The following is a 16,698-nucleotide window of genomic DNA, read 5'->3' on the forward strand; positions in this document are numbered from 1 at the left end:
CAAAATATTAGTAAGCTGCTTACATGGCTGTGATATTTACCCAAATTGTTGCTACATGCGAAAAAGCTTAAAAGTGATCGTTTCATTACTTAACACTCGTAAAAGTATCTGAAAGCGATTTTGCTTTGCGTTTGCTTGTTTTCGCTTGCTGATAATCAATCGCCACACCTTGGTGACAGCAACGCCAAATAAGTGTATGAATGTAGATAAACAAAAGAAGCGTAATAATGAAAGTGCTACTTGTAGAAGATGATCCAAAGGTTGCCTCGCACATTGCAAATGGACTATTGGGTGAAGGGCATGAATGTATTACTGTAGGTGATGGAACATCCGGCTACCAGCAAGCGTCCAGTAACGATTTAGACGCTGTAATTTTAGATGTGATGTTGCCTGAACTCGACGGTTTTTCTGTTTTAGAAAAACTTCGCGAAGAAGGAAACACAACCCCTGTTTTGTTATTGAGTGCAAAAAGCCAAGTTGAAGACAAAGTGAAAGGCCTTAGAACAGGCGCTAACGATTACCTAACTAAGCCTTTTGCCTTTGAAGAGTTGCTTGCACGCGTTGAGGGTCTTGCTGGCCGCAACAAAGAGAGCGAAGACAAAACGCTTATTAAGGTTGGTGATCTCACGCTCGATTTAGTTAACCGCAAAGTATTACGTGGCGATCAGGAGATTGACCTGCAGTCTAAAGAATTTCAATTACTTGAGTGCTTACTGCGTCATAAAGGCAAAGTAGTCACACGAAGCATGCTGCTTGAACAAGTTTGGAATTATCATTTTGACCCGCAAACTAACGTGATTGACGTTCACATTAGTCGTTTGCGACAAAAAGTGGATAAGGCGTTTAATGTCCCGCTTATCGAAACCGTAAGAGGCACAGGGTATCGAATAGCGGATGGGCTTGCATGATAGCAATACGCGACTTTACGCGTAGTTCAAGTTTTCGCGTAGGCGTATTGCTCACCACTCTAGCTTGTATTGCCATTGTTTTAATTGTTTATTTTTGGCGATTAACGAGCAGCGACTTGTTTATTTCGGAATCGAACGCTGCCGTTAATGCCAAAACAAACGCGCTTATCACTCTCTATGAAAACCTCGGTATTGACGCAGTTAAGCTAGCGATAGCCAAAGACAATGGCAAACATTCGCTAGATGGTTCAACAATCACCTCCGACTACCTACGTTCATTTGTTGCTCTGAGTAAAGACGAACAGGTAGTGGCTGGCAATTTGTCGTCAATACCCCTTGTTCTTGAGCGCCACAAAGGCGTCAGTTTTGACACCGCCGAAATAGTGATCACACGCCCGAATAGCACAACGAGAAAAACGTTACGTCAGGCGTTAGTGAGAGAAGTGACGCTTGGTGAGCACGTACTTTATGTTGGTCGTGGCATCGACGACTTATACAGCGCACAATGGTTTGGTAAAACGTTCAGCTGGATCATTGTGGTATTGCTTTGTACCTTGAGTGTGCTGAGCTTCGCCATAGCTGTTTACGTGGTTAATCGAATTAACCGCATGTCGCAAACGGCGGATAAGATTATCAAAACGGGAAACCTTCAAGAGCGTTTAGAAATTGACAGTAATTGGGACGACCTGAGCAGTTTGTCATTTGTGTTCAATCAAATGCTCGATACTATCGAGAGTTCAGTCAACAATATAAAATCAGTGACCGATAGCATCGCCCATGACCTTCGCACTCCATTATCTCGACTTCGCAACACGCTAGAAAAAATTGAAGACAATCAACTAAGGGAAGATACAACCCAAGAAGCGGACAATCTGCTAAACATGTTTAACAGCTTATTACGCATAAGTGGGCTTGAAACCACCAATAAGAAAGAAGGCTTTTGTTCCACTGACGTACGCGCCATTGTAGAGGACGTGGTTGACCTGTATCACCCCCTTGCAGAAGAGCGCGACATTACCCTATCGAGCGAGCTCAATGCTGTTACAATGTTTGCCGATCCTAACCTACTATTTCAAGCTGTAGCTAACGTGTTAGACAACGCCATAAAATACTCCAACGAAAAAAGTGTGGTCACTGTGCAGCTCTCTACCACAGCAAGTCATGTCGTGATTGCCGTGAACGATGCGGGAATTGGCGTGGGTGAACATGAAATTGTGAATCTGGAGCGCCGGTTTTATCGGGCAGACGGCAGTAGAACCAGTAAGGGAAATGGGTTGGGCTTATCGCTCGTATCTGCCATCGTAAAACTACACGATGGCCATATTTGGTTCGTCCACGACCCGCTTATAAAAGGTCACGGGTTAGGTGTGATATTTACGTTTAAGCGTTAAGCTTTGAACTATTGCATTTGCCGACAAATAAAAAACGCTGAAGCTTTTATCTGAGCATCAGCGCTTTTATCCGACATTTTAACGTTGTGCTTTGTGCCAGTCGCTTACGCTAACAGCGACTTCACGTACGCTTTAATCTCTTCATCTTGACCGTGGTCAAATAGACATTGCTGGAAACGCTCGCCAGATACGGCTGTTTTAACCAGTTCAACGTCCATTTTTTTCAGTGAATCGACGTAGCTCTTTGGAGCCAATGCACGTTTCAAATCTGCGAGAATACCAGCGTTTCGTACTTGAGGTTCTTTGCGTTCAACGGGATAGCCCGCGCTACGCTCGCCTGTTAACGCTTTCTCAAAGATATAGCGCGCATTAAGTTCAGCGCCCCATCCAAAGCCTTTTGCAAAAGGTAACGCTAACGCATTTCCATTGTTAACTTGGTTAAACAAAAATGCATCTGAAGGGTCGATACAATAACCGCAAAATACGCCTGGATGAGCATTCAACGACATCATAGCCCCTTGACCCGTACCACAGCCTGAAATCACAAAATCGACAGCTTTCGAGTTGAGTAGAATAGCTCCCATTATGCCTAAGTGCACATAGGTAAGATGGTGATCAGTTTCGCTGTTCATACCCACATTGAATACAGCGTGTCCCAGTGAGTCCGCCACGCTTGTGAGCTCATTTAATATTACCGGATTCTTAGCCGCCTGACTGTTCTCCATCATCAATGCAACTTTCATGAACGCTCCTAAGCAAAGAAAAATAACGAATTAAACGCTTACATTAGCATGGAACGAAATGCCACCTCACGGGTAATGCCAAAGTAAATGTCGATTAGTTTCAAATGTGAAACGAAAACGGAAATATATGAAGATGGAGGGCCGACGAGTAACAACTCACTGACCAGTAAATCTACTGGCCAGCATTTTTCAAAAAACGAGGTTAATGGCGTATTAGTCTGTTTGTTTTTGCATAAATATGGTGACTTCTGCCATCACAATGCCAAACTTACGAATATACGAACGGTTCATCATAGTACTGTCGTCAAATGCCCAAAACCAATCGTCAAACGTCACTGAATAGGTAGTGTCATCCACCGGCAAATCCATCTCGTAATGAAAGTTAAATGCGTTGCCAAAGCTTGTGCCCTTGGCTGGACCATCAATGTCACTCGCGCGACCCACATAGCTATTATCACTCTGCTTTACGATGGTCCAAGTACGGGACGTTGGACCGTCGCCCACACCGTAATTAAAGGATTCATCAAGGGTTAATGTATCGCCATCTACTGAACCATCGATGTCTACTACGAACCTTTGCACTACCTCGCCCGAGCGGTTCTGAACAATGCCCCAGGCTTTAACGTTCCCATCAAAAAATTGCTCAATATCGAAAACAGGCGATAGAGACCTGTAGTCTTCACCATCGACTGAAACAGAGCATCCGGATAGCCCTGCCACCGTTAAAGCGGCAATTCCGATTCCTAAAACAAACTTCACCGTATTCTTCATCACTTTCGTAACCTTAATCAATTGACGAGATAGACTTGGCGTATTGCTAATAAAGCGTTGCCCTTATCCGTTTCCCAATAACTTCTTTCTAAATTTTGGCTCAGACGTTTTATCGCTTAGCCAGATATCAAAAAAACGCTGTGTGAACGCTTTATCTTCAATTTCATCAGCCTTTTCACCGTTCACGTAAAACACACTCGTGCCATCTTTCGTAGCGATACCGGTAATGACGTCGCCCTCGCTGACGTCAGGAAAGATACTATTCATTAGGGAAAGCCACTTGTCTGAATCATCAGCCGATAGGTCTCCTTGCTTTTTCATTTCATCAATAGAACGCTGGGCAATTTTCTTGCCTTCCAAGTCTCGCTGGTACGTTAACTTTAGTGCAAAGGGGGGCTGGTTGGCGTATTCACCTTCAGGCGCATAAAGCTCACCGGTATACACATCCCAGAAGTAGTAAGAAAACATCCCTTTCCCAACGAGCTTTGCATTGGGAACATAATTTCTGATGTGCTTAACATCTGGCTCTTGCGCAACCGCATTCTTTGACATGATTAGCCCGCTTGTTGATATCGAAACAAAAAGAATGATGGAAAACATCTTCGCAGCCACGCTAGCGCTATACATCGAATATCCCCACACACCACTGGCACTTTCTGGGCGCATTGGTAAGGATTTAGCTCTCAACTGGCGAAATAGGCCATACATTTTGATAACCATAACTATGCTCTTATTAGCGTAATAAACATTACAGGTCTTTTATTGAATTTCTATCTGGTTATACTCTTGCCTTCACACATTTGATCAACTGACACTAGGCTCTCGTTGTGCTTCCCCTTGATGCATTTAAATCGTCATTAACCCTGCCCTCACCGCTAATCCCATTTAAGCCAAATTGGGAAGGTGCCAGCAAGGTATCGCTATTTGTTAAACGTGATGATGCTATCCATCCTGTGATGTCAGGCAATAAATGGCGAAAGCTCAGTCATGCGCTCACCAATCCGTTGCCAAAAACGATAGTGAGTTTCGGTGGCGGCTTTTCTAACCACCTGCATGCACTAGGATTTGTTTGTCATAAATTGGGCATTCCTTTTAACGCCATTATTCGCGGTGACTACAGTGCTGCACCTACCCCCATGATCGAGGATTTGAAAAGTTGGGGCACCCGCATCGACTATGTAGACCGAGTCACTTACAAAAAGCGTAACGATAACGCATATCTACTTCGTCTTAAGCAGCAGCAACCTGACGCGATGATCATTCCTGAGGGCGGAAGCCAAGCACAAGCGCTTCAAGGGATAAAGGACATGGTTGATGAAATCAACATAGACTTTGATTTTATTGTCGCTCCTGTCGCTAGTGGAGCCACTTTGGCGGGAATAGTCAGTGCATTAAATAAACGTAATGAAAATAATGCGACAGACACTCTCCATCAAACAACTCGCAACGTTGTCGGTGTTGGTGTGCTGAAGGGTGAAAATTACTTAGAAGGATTAGTCGAACAATTTCTTCCAACCTCGCTTGGGCGATCAAATTGGCATATTGACCACAGCTACCACTTCGGTGGCTATGCCAAAGCGCCTAATGAGCTTCGAACCTTCTGCAACGATTTTAATCATGCTTTCGAGTTTGATATCGAGCCTGTTTATTCAGGCAAAGCCTTTTGGGCGGTTAAAGATATGCTGGCTAAAGGTAAGTTTGAAGACGGGGCACGCATTGTTGTACTGCACACAGGCGGCTTGCAGGGTGCAAGAGCATTTCATCAATCTGCGACAGGATAGCCAAACAACCTCTTTAACTTTGCTTTTATCCCTTTTGCGTGCTGAAGCTGTTCACGAAGCACACCTATTTGACTGAAGTTGGCGCTAAGAGGATTGTCCTTAGGCATTTTTCCTACAATGCCGTACTTTATTGTTATCGTTTTGTCTTCTTTAGCGAAAGTGCCGAATAATTTATCCCATATAATAAGTACGCCACCGTAATTCTTATCGATGTATGGTTTATTCGTTGCGTGATGAATACGGTGATGCGTAGGCGTATTGAAGATACGCTCTACCCAGCCTAGGTTTCCAATCGTTTGAGTATGTACAAAAAACTGATACGCCAGATTGATAGCGACAATGGCAAAGACCAGACTTGGCGAAAAACCAATAAGAATCATTGGTACCCAGAACAGCCACATGCCGACAAAAGGGTACAAAACGCTTTGCCTGAAGGCCGTTGTGAAATTCATTTTTGTCGAGCTGTGATGTACCACATGCGCTAGCCAAAACCAGTGTATGTTGTGTGAAGCACGATGGAACCAGTAATACAAAAAGTCTTGAAGGATAAAACCTGCAAAAAGTGACAGTGCACTAAGTTCTATTTTAAATAGTGAAAACTGGTGCAACCAAATAAAAAAAGGCATTAGTAGAAGCAATACTAAGGCATCAGAGCCTTGATGAAGTAGTGCAAGTAAGGCATTGTTCACACTGTCTTTTACATTGTAAAACTGTCGTGCTTTTTTAAATTCAACAAAAACACACAGTAGAAAAACAGGGCTTAACCCTAGCAAAATAAGTTCAATGGGGATCAAAGCGTGCTCCTAACTTATCTAGACATTGCTCAATATCGTTTTGCAACAGGCGCGACAGTAACCAGCTAGGTATGTACCAAGGGGCGCGACAAGTTATGCGATAAGAAACCTTTGTTGCATTTTCTTGCAGCATGAACGCAATAACGCCCCTGTGCGCCTTCACTGGGAAGTCATCAACCACTCTATACTCAATGCCGTTGGTATCTGCACGAACAATTTCTTCTTTAAAGCGTACTCCCAGAATAGTGACTTCTCTTACGCAGCCCTTTCCGCCGCTTACCTCATTATCATTTTCTGATTTCAACACCTTGAACGAGGCGTTAAAAAAATCGCTTAGATTCTGGTGATCAAGCAGCGTATCGCGCAGTTCTTTGGGCGTTGCAGCAATATTTTTTTGGTAGTAAACGTTAACCATCTACGTTATTTCCTTTTCTTGATGGCTCCTAGGGCCTGTTGACCTTTGTTGTACATTTTTGCAGCGGTCTGTGTGCCATCTAGACAAGGCGCATGTTTGACGGTTTAGTGGTTCTAAATCGAGAACATTCAACGCAGTATAGATGGCACAAAGGCGCTGCCCGAAGGGGTCGTTATGGAAGCCTTTTACTCTTTGTCACAGTCCTTTAACTTAGCCCGCTAGGCTTGCAGGACTGTTTCGCGATTAAAAGGCTTCCATTTAGACCAAAATTCGTACACCAAAGATCAACAGGCCCTAGCATAAATTGACATTTCTATTTTATCTTGCGTTAATGCGACAGTGTTTTTGTTATTTTGCGACAAACATATGCCATCAGTTTCCTCAGCCTATATCCAAAGTATGGTGAGCTATTTAGTTAGCTTAGGCGTTAATGCCGACAATGTTTCATTAACTACCCAGAAGCATGACTCACTTTCTGGCTCTTCACGTGTTGATATGGATGTATACGTTGAGCTGTTAAACCAAGGAGTAGCATTAAGCAACAATTCACTATTTGGTTTTGAGTTGGGTAAACATATTCAGGCGAAAGATTACGGGGTGCTGGGTTACCTTGTTGAAAGCTGCGAAAACTTAGCTCAAGCCATAAATGCGCTTACCCGCTTTGACGCTTTAGTCGCTGACATCGGCACCACTAGCGTGTTTTTCGAACCTGATAATACCCGCGTTGAGTGGTTACCCAAAAGCGCCGATTGCAAGCAGATGGTATTGCGTAACACCACAGCTTGGGTAGCGACCGTCTACAAGATATTAGGCTCTGCCTGCCAATTGAATGCCGTCAACTTTACGTTTCCTTTGGACGATTCGGAAAAAAACATGCTAGCCATGTGGTTCAATTGTGAGGTAGTTGATAACGCCAACACTAACGCCATTATTTTTCCTCAGCACCTTTTACATATTCCATTTACCAGCGAGAACAAAGCGATGTTTAGTGCGCTGGTGAAAGTGTCCGAAGAAGAACTAATGGCGAGCAAAGGCGGTGACCGTGTTCAATTTTCCAATAGTCAATTCAACGCCAATCGGCATGAAGATATAAGTCATAAAGTTGTTGCGCTTTTAAAGGCAAACCCAACACTCAAAGGCTGCGATCAGCAACGTGTAGCCAATGCACTATTTATCAGCCCCCGAACTTTACAGCGAAAATTGAAGCAAAGTGGCACCAGCTTTCAACAAATTCTCAACAATGAGCGCAAAGCTCGCTTAAACGAATTACTGAAACATCACTCCATCGCTGATACCGCAGACCTATTGGGATTTCAGGAACAATCATCATTCACCCACGCCTTTAAGAAATGGTACTCAACAACACCGTTGAAGTACCAAAAACAACTTTTAGCCCGCGGATAAAAGGGGTCAACTATGCTTTCATCAAACCTTCAACGCGCCTTATCAGAAAGAACAAACACACTGTAATCGCTTAACCAAGTCTATTAACCTTTTAGTATGAAAAAACAATGTTCACCTTTCGCAATAAAGAATATTAAACTAATGTGACGTTGTAAGCGTAGGTATTAGCAAGTGTCTAGCAACGCTAACTCACAGGAGATGCGCTATGATCGACCGTCCAGTTACATTGCCAACGCCATTAAACGTACTCGTGTCGAAGTCACTAAGCTTATGTGAGCTTATGTTACCTGTATGCGATGTGTTTTACCCTTTTGCCGCCATCTATGAAAACGGCCGAGTAGGTTGTATTTTCAACGATGAAACGCAAGATAAGAAGCGCGAGTCGCAGCTTATCGAGCAGCTTCAGTGGCGAATTATTGATACCACTACCGACACTAACAGCTATAGCGTATTAGTTTATGCTGCGGCAGTTAATACGCAAGACAGCAAAACCCTCGACGCCATTGCTATTGCCACTGCTACACCAAATCATGAAGAGCGTTTGATTCTTTACCCTTATTATAAAGTTGATGGCAAAATTGTAATTTCACCGCCAATAGACACGGTTACTCGCTAGTATTCTAGCGGTTTTAGACTTTTAGTTGAGCAGAATTGCAGACACGTAAGTGATATCAAAAGCGTGTCTGTTTTCGTATCAGCTCAAACATCAATGAAACGACGTACCTCGGCGTGGACCGTAAATGGTAAATAATGAGGCCTTAGGAAGGTAGGCTTCTGGCTGGTGTGCAATACCTTTTACATTCGTTGTTACGATTAAAATTTTTTGTACTGTCATAGGCTGTCTTTGCTTGCCAAATCCCATTGGTCTGCTAGCATTCAGCCCAAAATTCATTAGCAAAATTAGGGATTAGTTATTATGTCTCGCGTTTTAATTATTGGTGCTGGCGGTGTTGCGTCGGTAACTGTGAAAAAATGTGCACGTTTACCGCAACATTTCGACGAAATTTACTTAGCAAGCCGCACGGTATCTAAGTGTGAAGCGCTACAACAAGAAGTAGGTGCAGATCGCGTTAAGGGTGTTTTCGCTGTTGATGCTGACAACGCAAAAGAAGTTGAAGCACTTATCAACGAAGTAAAACCAGACCTAGTAATCAACCTAGCGTTGCCTTATCAAGACCTTCCGATTATGGATGCATGTCTTGCAACTAATACTGATTACCTAGACACCGCCAATTACGAGCCTAAAGACGAAGCTAAATTCGAATACTCGTGGCAGTGGGCTTACCAGGATAAGTTTAAAGACGCGGGCATTATGGCCCTTCTTGGCAGTGGCTTTGATCCAGGTGTAACTAACGTTTATACAGCATATGCAGCTAAGCATTACTTCGACGAAATCCACTATCTTGATATCGTAGACTGTAATGGCGGCGATCACGGCCAGGCTTTCGCGACTAACTTCAACCCTGAAATCAACATTCGTGAGATTACCCAACGCGGTCGCTATTGGGAAAACGGCGAGTGGAAAGAAACCGATCCGTTAAGCGTACGTGAGGATCTGGACTATCAAAACATTGGTGTTCGCGCATCTTACCTGATGTTCCACGAAGAGCTAGAGTCTATCGTTAAGCACTTCCCTACCCTTAAGCGTGCACGTTTCTGGATGACCTTTGGTGATGCTTACCTTAACCACCTGCGTGTACTCGAAGGAATTGGTATGACTAGCATTGAGCCGGTTGAATTCCAAGGCCAGAAGATTGTACCTCTAGAGTTCTTAAAAGCAGTGCTTCCAAACCCAGGCTCACTTGCCGAAGGTTACAGCGGTATGACGTGCATTGGCACTTACATCACAGGTATTAAAGATGGCAAAGAAAAAACTATCTTTATCTATAACAACTGTGACCACGCGAAATGTAACGAAGAAGTAGGCGCGCAAGCAGTATCTTACACCACAGGTGTTCCTGCTATGATTGGCGCTGCGCTTATGCTAAACGGCACGTGGAAAGAAGCGGGTGTATGGAACATGGAACAATTCGATCCAGACCCATTCATGGAAATGCTTAACGAGCATGGCCTACCATGGCACGTACTTGAATGTGAAAGCAGCCCTTTCACTAAATAATTGAAATATCGGGGCGCTTAATTCAAGCGCCCTTTTTTATTAACGCCACTATTTAAATCTAGATCAGATTACTGGAATGTAGGATACAGAGTAGTTTTGAGCTACGACCTGTAATGTAATACATTAGGCGTTTGATAAATGTTGAAAGCCGTTTTATTTTTTGGAGCTTTATCCCATTGACCGATTTAACTCAACGTCCTGATATTCCCTCTCCTTGCTACGTGCTGGAAGAAGCAAAATTAATTAAAAACCTTGAGCTGATGAAACGGGTTCAAGACGAATCTGGCGCGCGTATTATCTTGGCGCTTAAAGGCTTTTCTATGTGGTCTTGCTTCGACATCATCAAACAGTACTTACACGGAGCAACGGCCAGTTCGGTTTGGGAAGCGAAACTTGCTGCAGAGATGGGTAAAGAAGTTCACGCATATTCTCCTGCGTACAAGGTTAATGACGCAAAGGAATTGGCGGGTCTTGTTAATCACCTGTCTTTTAATAGTTTGACCCAGTGGAACGCGCATAAAGACGTGCTAGCAGGCGTGTCGTTAGGCCTTCGCATAAACCCTGAGCATCAAGAAGCAGATACACCACTGTACGACCCAGCTGCACCAGGTTCGCGCTTAGGCATACGCGCTAGTGAGCTAGAAGGCGTAGACTTATCGGGTATTGAAGGTTTTCACTGCCACAACCTTTGTGAGTGTGATTCTTTTGCTACTGCACGCACCCTTGAAGCCATTGAAAAGCGTTTTGGCAAATGGCTTAGTCAATTAAAGTGGTTAAACCTAGGTGGCGGACACCTGATGACCCGTGAAGGGTATGACGTTGAGCACCTCATCAACACACTAAAAGACTTTAAAGCCCGTTACCCACACCTAGACGTAATTCTTGAGCCAGGGTCTGCGGTAGCATGGCAGACAGGGCCATTAATTTGCGAAGTGGTTGATATGGTAGAAAATGACGGTGATATCGCTATTTTAGATATCTCAGCCACTGCTCATATGCCTGATGTATTAGAAATGCCCTATCGCCCGGCAATTTTGGGTGCTGGGATGCCAAATGAAAAAGCACATAGTGTGAAGCTTGGTGGTAACTCTTGCCTTGCCGGTGACGTCATAGATGTCTATTCCTTCGACACACCGTTAAAAGCAGGCGCTCGTTTGCAGTTCGAAGATATGATGCACTATACCATGGTAAAAACTACCTTCTTTAACGGTGTAGAGCACCCTGCTATTGGTATTCTGCGAGCTAACGGCGACTTTGAGCTGGTTCGCGAATTCAGCTACGAAGACTTTAAAGGTCGTTTGTCTTAAAACGTGGACTTCATTTGAAATGCATGTAACAAGCAAACTGATCAAATATTGATCAATTTGCTTGTTCCGTTTTCCCTGAAGTGCTATTTTGGGTTTGTTGAGTAGTCAAAAGGGAATTTCGACATACCAGCCCTATTCAAGGTGAGTCTCTAATCTCCGTCGTCTTTTGTTCAACACCGAATTCAGGTGTTGTATCAAACCATCAATAATTGCCTGTCTCGGTTATATCTTATCTTTATCAGAGGAATTGATCGTGAGAAGGAATAATCTAGGCTCAAACTGTGCAACTCAAGTACACACATTTGCCAAACCTATTGTATCTGCGCTTAGTGCGCTACTTTTAACCACGGCTTGTATGTCGACAACTCCTTCTATGGGAGGCGGAAGTTCAGGCGCAGTAAGTGGTGGTGCCGGCGGCGCTACGGCTTCCAATAACAATGCGCAATTGGAGAATTGTGACGAAACACTCGGTACATTAAGTGTTTTTGAAGATACAAGTTTGCCCTGGTGGTCAGAGTATCGCAGAACTTACCCAAAACTCGGCAGTACCATTCCTGTTATCAGATTAATGATTCAACAGTCTAACTGTTTTGTTATTGTTGAGCGTGGTCGTGCTATGAATGCAATGAACACCGAGCGCCAACTTATGCAGTCAGGGCAACTTCGTTCAGGCTCTAACATTGGGGGCGGTCAAATGGTAGCGGCGGATTACACGCTTAGCCCATCAGTTCTTTTTGCTGAAAAAACGCAAGGTGGTAAAGCCATAGCAGGTGCACTATTTGGCACATTAGGCTCTATCGTTGGTGGAGGTTTTAGCAAGAATGAAGCGGCTACCTCGTTGCTGCTTATAGATAACCGCTCGGGTGTTCAGGTTTCTGCTGCAACGGGCAGTGCCGCAAATCACGACTTTAGCTTATTTGGCGGCATGTTTGCAGGCCCAGCTGCGGGGGGCGCAGGCGGCTTCTCCAAGACTCCTGAAGGAAAAATGCTAGTAACTGCATTTGCTGATTCTTTTAATCAGATGGTGATCGCACTTCGCTCTTACAAAGCCCAAGAAGTTGAAGGTGGTTTAGGTAAAGGTGGAAAGTTAACTGTGGGTGGTGCAGATGATGCCATGCCAGAAGCTACCGACGCACCGGCGATAACCACCTCAACAACAACCACTGCCGTTTATGTAGACAACACCCCCTCTAGGGTCACCGTCTCAGATCGCAGGTCTTACAACTTTGATGTAGATGAGTACGATGAGAAAGCCTTCAATAGGTATTACGAGTGGCTGAAAAACTATGGCCCGTTAATGACTGCGTTTGTTTCTTTCGACCCAGAAAATAATAATCCTAACTGGCCAGGCGGCATGTCTATGGCGGCCGCCGCTACCATGCTTCTGACTCAGTTGGATTCTCATCGCATTGAACTTGAAGCATGGCCATATGAAGCCAGAGTTCAAGCTTGGAGAAAAATGGGAAGAAGGTTGGAAAGCCATACTGAGCTGTTTGAGCGAAATCGAGCATTAGCCCTTCGAAATGAAAAACTCGACGACGATGTACGTCACGTTATTGAAAGCATACAGGTCGTAACGAAAGAAAGTCTGTTCCCAGAAGGTATTTAGCGCATGTGATAATTCAGAAAAGCCGCCAAAATTTTGCGGCTTTTCTATTTCCATCAAGAAGTTTTTTTAATTTAGGGGTACACTTTGAGTATTGAGGACTATAGCACTCCACTACCCGACGCCACTTCAGACCTGTCGATCTCACCTTCAGCTAGTACGTCATTGTCTAATGCAATTTTAAAAGAAGTACCTGGTTTACCCTGTAAGCTATAGCGAAACCCGTACATCTCGCCTTTGTTTAGTGAGACTTCTGTAACATCATTTGGATGAATTAAATCGTAAACGCCAGAGTCATTCGCTTGAGAGAATATATCTACCAGCCATTTGCCATCAGACATGGTGATCTTGAGAGTCTTTGTCATCTGCGTCTCCTTTAGTAACCAGTCTCTTTATCTTGGACTGCCATACAAAATACTTTGTATTTCGCCGATGACGCTTAAGATCAATCTTTCTTAACGCAAATTAGGCTTTTGCATCAAGCCCAGCTTGATACAGCGCATTCTTTTTCAAATCGTAATGACTTGCTACTACAGCCGCGGCTTTTTTAAGCGGCATGTACTCGCACAATGTTTGCAGTAAGGACATTGCTTCACTAGGTATCGCCTGTTCATTTACCTTGGCAGGGCCTATCATCACAACGAACTCACCTTTTTGGTGTGCAGCATCGGCATTAAGATAATCAATCACATCTTGCGCGTTACCACTTACATAGGTTTCAAAGGTTTTAGTCAACTCTTTAGCCACGACAATGTGGCGTTCGCCTAATACACGCTGAATGTCGGTAACTGTGTCTAGAATTCGACGAGGCGCTTCATAGTAAACCGTGGTAAAAGTTCTATCTAATAGCGCTGATAATACGCCTTCCCGCGCTTGGGTTTTAACTGGCAAAAAGCCTTCAAATGCGAATTTATCTGTAGGCAGCCCTGACGCGCTTAATGCAGTAATTGCGGCGCATGGTCCGGGCAAAGCACTGACTGGAATGCCTTGCTCACGGCATTTACGCACTAAAACAAAACCAGGGTCGCTGATAAGTGGCGTGCCCGCATCACTTATCAAAGCGACTGATTCACCACCTTTCAAACGCTCGCACAGCATGGCAGTACGCTTATCTTCATTATGCTCGTGAAGTGAAAGGGTTTTAGTTCCAATACTAAAATGCTGTAAAAGTCGCGCGCTATGACGGGTGTCCTCAGCAGCAATCCAGTTAACTTCACTTAATACGCGAATTGCTCTAGCGCTGATGTCATCTAGGTTGCCAATAGGTGTAGGAACAATATATAGAGTGGCGGTGTCTGTCATAACAGTAGTTAAGTCTTACGTTGAATTGGAAGGTTATGCGATAAGTGTATCACGCCATTAGTCCAGATTATGCTGGCAAGCGTAGATTTTCATACTGGTTAAGATAAACTTGGCCTATAACGATGTAAAAGGAATGAAACTGTGCGTCATATTGGACAAGCTGGAAAATTTTTTACGCTAACAGCTGTTACTTCGGTATTACTGTTATCGGGCTGTGGAAGCACACCCAAAACTCAGTCAAAGCCTGTGGTTGTGAAACCTACCCCTGTTGAAACCTCAAAGGTTGAAGAGAAGGTTACGCCCGAGCACAAACTCCTTGAAGCAAAAAAAATATGGGAACGTACCCGCAACAAAGAACAGCGCGATGCACTTTTGCTGCAAGCAGCCGATCTATATCTTCAAAATCAACAACCCGTATTAGCCCAGCAAGTGCTGTATGAGGTTAAAGAAGACGGTATTTCAGGGGGTAATCATTCATATTATTCTCTGTTGGTTACGAAGGCCTATGCGGGAATGCCTAACGCCTCGGTAGAAGAACTATTGGCCATGTTGGATGACGTAAAGGCTACAGGTGAAACCGCATTCCAAAAAGCAGAGCTTCAAACTCAGCTATTCACGCAACAGGGCAACTATGCCGCAGCAGCAAATAGCGTTCTGCAAACCAATCTGTCAGACGAAGAGAAAGTACATCAGGTTTGGCAATGGTTAACTACAATACCAAAAGACAGGCTTCATGAAGTAGGTCGAGCATACCCTGCCCTCGCCCCGTTTATCACACTTAGAGAGTTAACTGAAAAGAATGCGTCGTCCCCCGCATCATTGGCAAGAGAGCTTCAAAACTTTCAACAAGTTTATCGGGGCCACGTTTTAGAAAACACATTACCTGACAATGTACTCAAGGCGACACAACTTACCGACGCTGGTGCGAATGACATTGCAGTGTTACTGCCTCTTTCTGGGCGGTTAGCGCGTACAGGACAAGCGGTTAAAAACGGGATAATGTCCGCCTACTACACTGATGTAGAAAAACGCCAGGATGAACACTTGCTTCCGCGTCTTCGCTTTATCGACACGAACGGGGTCGACACTCAGCATTTGCTTAATGAAATTGGCGACACTAAATTCATTGTCGGTCCACTTCTGAAAGATACCGTAGAAAGTTTAATTCCTAATTTACCCGTTGGCGTTAACGTACTGGCCTTAAACCGTCCAGAAGAACTCGCCGCTCCTGCAATTGCAAACGGTACGTCACCAAACAACTCAGTGGCTGCATCGCCGAAGTCATTGCTAGATGACGACTTGCAAAGTTCTGGGAGTGAACTAACTGCTGCCGAGGAACAAGGTGAGTTAGATACAATAGATCTAGCGAATTCAATGAACTATTTCGGGTTAGCGCCAGAAGATGAAGCTAAGCAGTTGGCTGAACATATTTTTAGCAAAGGCTATCGCGCGCCCATCGTTATCGCCGCTCAAAGCAGTTTGTATCAGCGAATGCACACCACCTTTAAAAAACACTGGAAGTCGCTTAACGATCAAGAGAACAAACGTCGTACCAACATTACTTCGGTCACATTTAACGATAGCAATTCGCTTCGCGAAGGTATTACTCAAGCCCTAGACGTAGCTCAAAGCAATGACCGCATTAATCAAATTGAGTATATGACCAACGACGAGGTATATAACATGCCTCGAAGTAGACGAGATATTGATGCCATTGTCGCATTTGCATCTCCGCAAGACACAGAGCTACTTAATCCAATTATTGAAGCGAGTTTAAACCCATACGATGGAAAACAAGTTCCTGTATATGCTACATCGCGTTCAATGGATTACGACAGCGGTAAAAACCAATGGCGTGACCTTCAGAACGTACATTTTATCGACATGCCCTGGTTAATGCCTTCGCATAGTTGGCAATCTCTTCAACAAGAAGTGGAACAGGCATGGCAAAATCAAAATACCATGCAGAAACGTTTGTTTGCATTTGGTTTTGACGCTTACCAATTGCTACCACAGCTAGGAATGCTCAACACGCTGAAATATCTCTCACACGAAGGATTAACGGGTACGCTGTCCCTTAACCAGCAAGGTGAAGTAATACGCAAACAGCCACAAGCCATTATTCGTAACGAAAAAGTTCAAATGCTTTCGGAGTAA

17 protein-coding genes are annotated in these 16,698 nt (G+C 44.1%); 9 read left to right on the forward strand and 8 right to left on the reverse strand.

Features of this window, described 5'->3' with window-relative positions; genetic code table 11:
• The first annotated feature begins 227 nt into the window (after nt 1-227).
• Together RJ41_RS07380 and RJ41_RS07385 are read left to right on the forward strand one after the other, a co-directional pair.
• Nucleotides 228-908, forward strand: a complete 681-nt coding sequence (locus RJ41_RS07380) for a response regulator transcription factor (protein ID WP_039218823.1) — start codon at nt 228-230, stop codon at nt 906-908.
• Nucleotides 905-2,299, forward strand: a complete 1,395-nt coding sequence (locus tag RJ41_RS07385) for a HAMP domain-containing sensor histidine kinase (RefSeq protein WP_039218825.1) — start codon at nt 905-907, stop codon at nt 2,297-2,299. Before RJ41_RS07380 ends, RJ41_RS07385 begins: the two co-directional genes overlap by 4 nt.
• 104 nt (nt 2,300-2,403) lie before the next feature.
• On the opposite strand, the gene RJ41_RS07390 is transcribed toward RJ41_RS07385, so the two are convergent.
• The 3 genes from RJ41_RS07390 to RJ41_RS07400 all read right to left on the reverse strand — a co-directional run bounded on the left by RJ41_RS07390 (nt 2,404) and on the right by RJ41_RS07400 (nt 4,533).
• Nucleotides 2,404-3,042 (reverse strand): RpiB/LacA/LacB family sugar-phosphate isomerase, encoded by a 639-nt coding sequence (locus RJ41_RS07390; RefSeq protein ID WP_039218827.1) that lies wholly within the window; start codon nt 3,040-3,042, stop codon nt 2,404-2,406.
• A gap of 213 nt (nt 3,043-3,255) precedes the next feature.
• A complete protein-coding gene (locus tag RJ41_RS07395) occupies nt 3,256-3,816 on the reverse strand; it encodes a DUF3833 domain-containing protein (protein WP_039218828.1) in 561 nt (186 codons plus the stop codon).
• Nucleotides 3,817-3,876: 60 nt separating this feature from the next.
• Nucleotides 3,877-4,533, reverse strand: a complete 657-nt coding sequence (locus RJ41_RS07400; protein ID WP_039218830.1) for a chalcone isomerase family protein — start codon at nt 4,531-4,533, stop codon at nt 3,877-3,879.
• A gap of 107 nt (nt 4,534-4,640) precedes the next feature.
• Here RJ41_RS07400 and RJ41_RS07405 point away from each other — a divergent pair, with 107 nt between their 5' ends.
• A complete protein-coding gene (locus RJ41_RS07405; protein WP_039218831.1) occupies nt 4,641-5,594 on the forward strand; it encodes a 1-aminocyclopropane-1-carboxylate deaminase/D-cysteine desulfhydrase in 954 nt (317 codons plus the stop codon).
• Here RJ41_RS07405 and RJ41_RS07410 read toward each other — a convergent pair.
• Together RJ41_RS07410 and RJ41_RS07415 are read right to left on the reverse strand one after the other, a co-directional pair.
• Nucleotides 5,576-6,388: a sterol desaturase family protein gene (locus RJ41_RS07410; RefSeq protein ID WP_039218836.1), complete on the reverse strand. Its 813-nt coding sequence runs from the start codon at nt 6,386-6,388 to the stop codon at nt 5,576-5,578. The two genes, RJ41_RS07405 and RJ41_RS07410, sit on opposite strands and share 19 nt — an antisense overlap.
• Complete coding sequence (locus RJ41_RS07415; protein ID WP_039218838.1) at nt 6,375-6,803, reverse strand: SRPBCC family protein; 429 nt, start codon at nt 6,801-6,803, stop codon at nt 6,375-6,377. The genes RJ41_RS07410 and RJ41_RS07415 overlap by 14 nt, the downstream gene beginning before the upstream one ends.
• A gap of 366 nt (nt 6,804-7,169) precedes the next feature.
• Between RJ41_RS07415 and RJ41_RS07420 the strand changes: the two genes are divergently transcribed.
• Both RJ41_RS07420 and RJ41_RS07425 read left to right on the forward strand, forming a co-directional pair.
• Nucleotides 7,170-8,207 (forward strand): AraC family transcriptional regulator, encoded by a 1,038-nt coding sequence (locus tag RJ41_RS07420; RefSeq protein ID WP_240485754.1) that lies wholly within the window; start codon nt 7,170-7,172, stop codon nt 8,205-8,207.
• A gap of 205 nt (nt 8,208-8,412) precedes the next feature.
• Nucleotides 8,413-8,823, forward strand: coding sequence for a hypothetical protein (locus RJ41_RS07425; protein WP_039218844.1), 411 nt, complete (start codon nt 8,413-8,415; stop codon nt 8,821-8,823).
• 90 nt (nt 8,824-8,913) lie between these two features.
• Here the strand turns inward: RJ41_RS07425 and RJ41_RS19475 are convergent, their stop codons facing one another.
• Entirely contained in the window at nt 8,914-9,042 is a 129-nt protein-coding gene (locus tag RJ41_RS19475; protein ID WP_276203228.1) for a hypothetical protein, read from the reverse strand.
• 81 nt (nt 9,043-9,123) lie between these two features.
• On the opposite strand from RJ41_RS19475, the gene RJ41_RS07435 reads away from it, so the two are divergent.
• The 3 genes from RJ41_RS07435 (at nt 9,124) to RJ41_RS19240 (ending at nt 13,242) form a co-directional block, all read left to right on the forward strand.
• Nucleotides 9,124-10,326 carry a saccharopine dehydrogenase family protein gene (locus RJ41_RS07435; RefSeq protein ID WP_014999349.1) on the forward strand — a complete coding sequence of 401 codons (1,203 nt, stop codon included), beginning with the start codon at nt 9,124-9,126 and terminating at the stop codon, nt 10,324-10,326.
• Nucleotides 10,327-10,502: 176 nt separating this feature from the next.
• Nucleotides 10,503-11,633, forward strand: coding sequence for a carboxynorspermidine decarboxylase (gene nspC / locus RJ41_RS07440; protein WP_039219186.1), 1,131 nt, complete (start codon nt 10,503-10,505; stop codon nt 11,631-11,633).
• Between the two features lie 253 nt (nt 11,634-11,886).
• A complete protein-coding gene (locus tag RJ41_RS19240; protein WP_205622707.1) occupies nt 11,887-13,242 on the forward strand; it encodes a CsgG/HfaB family protein in 1,356 nt (451 codons plus the stop codon).
• 98 nt (nt 13,243-13,340) lie between these two features.
• Here RJ41_RS19240 and RJ41_RS07450 read toward each other — a convergent pair whose 3' ends face one another.
• Together RJ41_RS07450 and rsmI are read right to left on the reverse strand one after the other, a co-directional pair.
• Complete coding sequence (locus RJ41_RS07450) at nt 13,341-13,604, reverse strand: hypothetical protein (protein WP_039218849.1); 264 nt, start codon at nt 13,602-13,604, stop codon at nt 13,341-13,343.
• 100 nt (nt 13,605-13,704) lie between these two features.
• On the reverse strand, nt 13,705-14,541 hold the full coding sequence (gene rsmI / locus RJ41_RS07455) for a 16S rRNA (cytidine(1402)-2'-O)-methyltransferase (RefSeq protein ID WP_039218852.1): 837 nt from the start codon (nt 14,539-14,541) through the stop codon (nt 13,705-13,707).
• A 141-nt stretch (nt 14,542-14,682) separates the two neighbouring features.
• Between rsmI and RJ41_RS07460 the strand changes: the two genes are divergently transcribed.
• Nucleotides 14,683-16,698 carry a penicillin-binding protein activator gene (locus tag RJ41_RS07460; protein ID WP_039218856.1) on the forward strand — a complete coding sequence of 672 codons (2,016 nt, stop codon included), beginning with the start codon at nt 14,683-14,685 and terminating at the stop codon, nt 16,696-16,698.

The organism is Alteromonas marina, assembly GCF_000808575.1.
Classification (GTDB): Bacteria; Pseudomonadota; Gammaproteobacteria; order Enterobacterales; family Alteromonadaceae; genus Alteromonas; species Alteromonas marina_A.

Coding starts and splice junctions, on each gene's coding strand:
- RJ41_RS07380 (WP_039218823.1), top strand. CDS start 228: ATGAAAGTGCTACTTGTAGAAGATGATCCAAAGGTTGCCTCGCACATT.
- RJ41_RS07385 (WP_039218825.1), top strand. CDS start 905: ATGATAGCAATACGCGACTTTACGCGTAGTTCAAGTTTTCGCGTAGGC.
- RJ41_RS07390 (WP_039218827.1), bottom strand. CDS start 3,042: ATGAAAGTTGCATTGATGATGGAGAACAGTCAGGCGGCTAAGAATCCG.
- RJ41_RS07400 (WP_039218830.1), bottom strand. CDS start 4,533: ATGGTTATCAAAATGTATGGCCTATTTCGCCAGTTGAGAGCTAAATCC.
- RJ41_RS07415 (WP_039218838.1), bottom strand. CDS start 6,803: ATGGTTAACGTTTACTACCAAAAAAATATTGCTGCAACGCCCAAAGAA.
- RJ41_RS07420 (WP_240485754.1), top strand. CDS start 7,170: ATGCCATCAGTTTCCTCAGCCTATATCCAAAGTATGGTGAGCTATTTA.
- RJ41_RS07425 (WP_039218844.1), top strand. CDS start 8,413: ATGATCGACCGTCCAGTTACATTGCCAACGCCATTAAACGTACTCGTG.
- RJ41_RS19475 (WP_276203228.1), bottom strand. CDS start 9,042: ATGACAGTACAAAAAATTTTAATCGTAACAACGAATGTAAAAGGTATT.
- RJ41_RS07435 (WP_014999349.1), top strand. CDS start 9,124: ATGTCTCGCGTTTTAATTATTGGTGCTGGCGGTGTTGCGTCGGTAACT.
- RJ41_RS07450 (WP_039218849.1), bottom strand. CDS start 13,604: ATGACAAAGACTCTCAAGATCACCATGTCTGATGGCAAATGGCTGGTA.
- rsmI (WP_039218852.1), bottom strand. CDS start 14,541: ATGACAGACACCGCCACTCTATATATTGTTCCTACACCTATTGGCAAC.